Origin of the sequence: Vibrio makurazakiensis, from assembly GCF_050337375.1 — a bacterium.
In the GTDB taxonomy this organism is placed as follows: Bacteria; Pseudomonadota; Gammaproteobacteria; order Enterobacterales; family Vibrionaceae; genus Vibrio; species Vibrio makurazakiensis.
Genome location: NZ_JAKJSW010000338.1, coordinates 1 through 3,001 on the forward strand (window position 1 = coordinate 1; position 3,001 = coordinate 3,001).

2 protein-coding genes and 1 pseudogene are annotated in these 3,001 nt (G+C 36.4%); all 3 read right to left on the minus strand.

Going from position 1 to position 3,001, the window contains the following annotated elements; genetic code table 11:
- Positions 1-143: pseudogene (locus L4C33_RS21045) on the minus strand (UDP-glucose 6-dehydrogenase); the annotation flags it as partial.
- A gap of 20 nt (positions 144-163) precedes the next feature.
- On the minus strand, positions 164-2,365 hold the full coding sequence (locus tag L4C33_RS21050; protein WP_428814345.1) for a GumC family protein: 2,202 nt from the start codon (positions 2,363-2,365) through the stop codon (positions 164-166).
- 58 nt (positions 2,366-2,423) lie between these two features.
- A partial coding sequence (locus L4C33_RS21055) for a polysaccharide biosynthesis/export family protein (RefSeq protein ID WP_428814346.1) occupies positions 2,424-3,001 on the minus strand: 578 nt, incomplete at its 5' end.

The window sequence follows — 3,001 nt, forward strand, 5'->3', positions numbered from 1 at the left end:
CTATCAGATATAGGAGATATTTTGTCATTTAGCCTTTGAACTTTATCTATATCAATATCTAATGCTACGACTTCATTATTTTGAGCCAACAGTAATGCATTTGATAGACCTACGTAGCCAATACCTACAATAGCAATCTTCATTTTTCCACCCAATATTTCCATTATATTTTCGTGTCAGAGTAGTTTCCATAAACTCCGTATTCACCGTATCCATAATTCGCTTTAGCGACTTTTCCATTTATCTGATTGATAATAATTCCATTGACGACTATTTCATGACCAGATAATTTGGCTAAAGTGTTTTTAATAGTTTTAACGCGAGTACTGTTCGCTTTAGCTACTATGAGTACAAAATCTGATAGCTGGCTAATAATTAGTGAGTCACTTACAGGCAACGTTGGAGGTGTATCAATTATGATACGGTCATACTTATTATCTAAACTATTTAACAGCTCAGAAAAGCGAACTGATCCTAGCAACTCTTGAGGATTTGAAGTCAACATCCCTGCTGCTAGAATAGACAGGCCTGAATCATGATCCTTGAATATGCATTCATTAAGTTCAGTTCCCATCAACAAGTGGTTGGTCACACCTTGCTGGTATTTTTTCTTTCCGAACCGCTCTGCTATTGCGGACTTTCTAAGATCACAATCGACGAGCAATACATTTTCCATTTTCGAAAAAGATATCGCTAAATTTATGGCTGTAGTTGTTTTGCCTTCACCAGGTAATGAGGACGTCACTGCCAATCTTTTCTGCTGTTTCTGGGAGTAAGTTAAAAGCAATGATGTTCTAATTGAGCATATAGACTCATTGAACGTCATTTCCTTGTTATCAAAAAATACCGACGAGTCCAGATGCTTATTTTTGAATTTTTTCGATTTTACTTTTGGGATTCCACCTAACGGAACAAGACCAAATAACTCCTCGAAGTGTTTAATTGATTCTATTGTGTTACGTAATGCATCAATTAAGAAAACAACAACCGCACCAAATATAAAACTAGTCACTAAAGCTATTATTGCGATCAGTTTTCTTTTGGGGGACGATGGCTTTTGCGGTATAAGAGCCTTGTCTGTAAACCTAGCATTTGTTGCTTCAAAATCACCTGTTGCTGTAGTTTCCTTTTGGCGATTTAAAAACAAATTCAATACGTTCCTGTTCGTATTCACTTCACGCTTAAGTGACTCATACTCACGCTTTTTTATTGTTAAACTCCTAAACTCGTCTTTTTTCTGTGCTAATTCTTTTCTAATTAGCCTCTCTTGGGCTCGTGCTGTCGATAATTCTTTACCAACTCCCTTAATGAGTTGAGAGACAATTTGTTCTACCTGCTTGCTGACCAACTTAACTTGAGCCGCAGCTTGAATCATTTTGTCGTGTTTTGGGCCGTATCTTTGCGAAAGATCAGTTAGATCTGTTTCGGCTTGCAGTTGAACTGTTCTTATCGCGACTATCTGAGGATGTTCTGATATCAACGGAATCGTAGCGAATGTGTTGATATCACCATTTGTTCTCTTTTTTAATGCTAGATACGCTGATTCAATTTCAATTCTTCGATCAGTAACTTCGGCAAGTCTGTTGCTTAAACTAGCGATTTCAGAACTTGCTAGAGAGTCGATTCCCTGGTCATCAATCAACCTTTCTTCGGTCAAAAATCTAGTCAGTGCCATCTCTGACTGATCAAGTTGAGACTTCAGTTCATGTAAACGATTTGAAATCCAATCTGCGGCTTCTTTTGTTGCTGAAAGCCGAGACTCCAGATTCAGTTCGATATATGCCTTTCCTATTTCATTCGCAATTTCAGCAGCCAACTCCTGATCTTGAGAAGTGAATGAAATTTTTACCAATTGAGTTTTTGAAATAGGTGAAATTGACACACTGCTCTTAAAAACGTTGAGCACATTTTGTCTAATCTTCTCAGCGTTGTGGGGGTCGAGTTTGGGTGTGGTTATATATGATTGAAATAATGGTGACGTTTTTATCGAGTCAATTAATGACTTATTTCCCCTTAAACTAGCATTGAACTCTTCATTTTCTGACAGGTTCAGTTTATCTATAACTCTTTCAGCTATTTGATTTGATTTTAATATCTCAAATTGTGTTAAATAATATTCTTTTTGCGTGGAATCTATTCCAACCACTTCATCTATCGAGATTGCATTTCTAGTTTTCGCTTCAATAAGCAAAGTAGCTGTTGCTCTATACTTTTGGGTCATCGAAAACACCACAAGGATAGTAATAGCTGTAACTAAAAAGGAGAATAGTGTTATCTTGAAAGCATTTTTTTTGAGGAGTAACACGTAACGACCAACATCGATAATTTCTTCCGTATTACTGTTTTCTTCAAATCTTAATTCCATGAACTGTCACTCTGTTTCTAATGTTTCGTTCAAAATTTTTATCTTACGAGGTGGCTATTCAACGCCAAAGAGAACTGACAGTGTATACTGTATCTCCTGGCCCAACTTGGTCGTTCAACGATGCTTCCTCTTGGTCCTTTAATATTTCTGACAATTCACTTTCATTCAAACCTTTGTACTTGCCTTCTGGGGTAATATATATTCCCGATGTTCTTCTATATTTTGATATGAAGCCACCAGCAAGTGCTATCGATTTTTCTACAGTTAACCCTGGTTGATATTCAAATGCACCTGGCTTATTAACAACTCCGTTAACATATACATTCCTATAACTTACTATTGATATATTCACTTTCGGTGAAACCAGGTAATCACCTTTAAGACCTTTTATTATTTCATTTTGTAAACTACTAAGAGACTTGTTCTTTGTATTTATCTTTCCTAAGTATGGGTATTCAAATGATTCACTAACATCGATATTAAGTTGTTCTATACTTAGGTCTTCTTCACCAAAAACAATAATTGATATCTTATCTCCAGGTCCCAAGAAGTAAGAGTCGGGAGTTTCAGCAACGCATGCTCCATTTCCAACCACAATAATCATGAGAATTGCACATAACTTCTTATACATAGAAC

Coding starts and splice junctions, on each gene's coding strand:
- L4C33_RS21050 (WP_428814345.1), bottom strand. CDS start 2,365: ATGGAATTAAGATTTGAAGAAAACAGTAATACGGAAGAAATTATCGAT.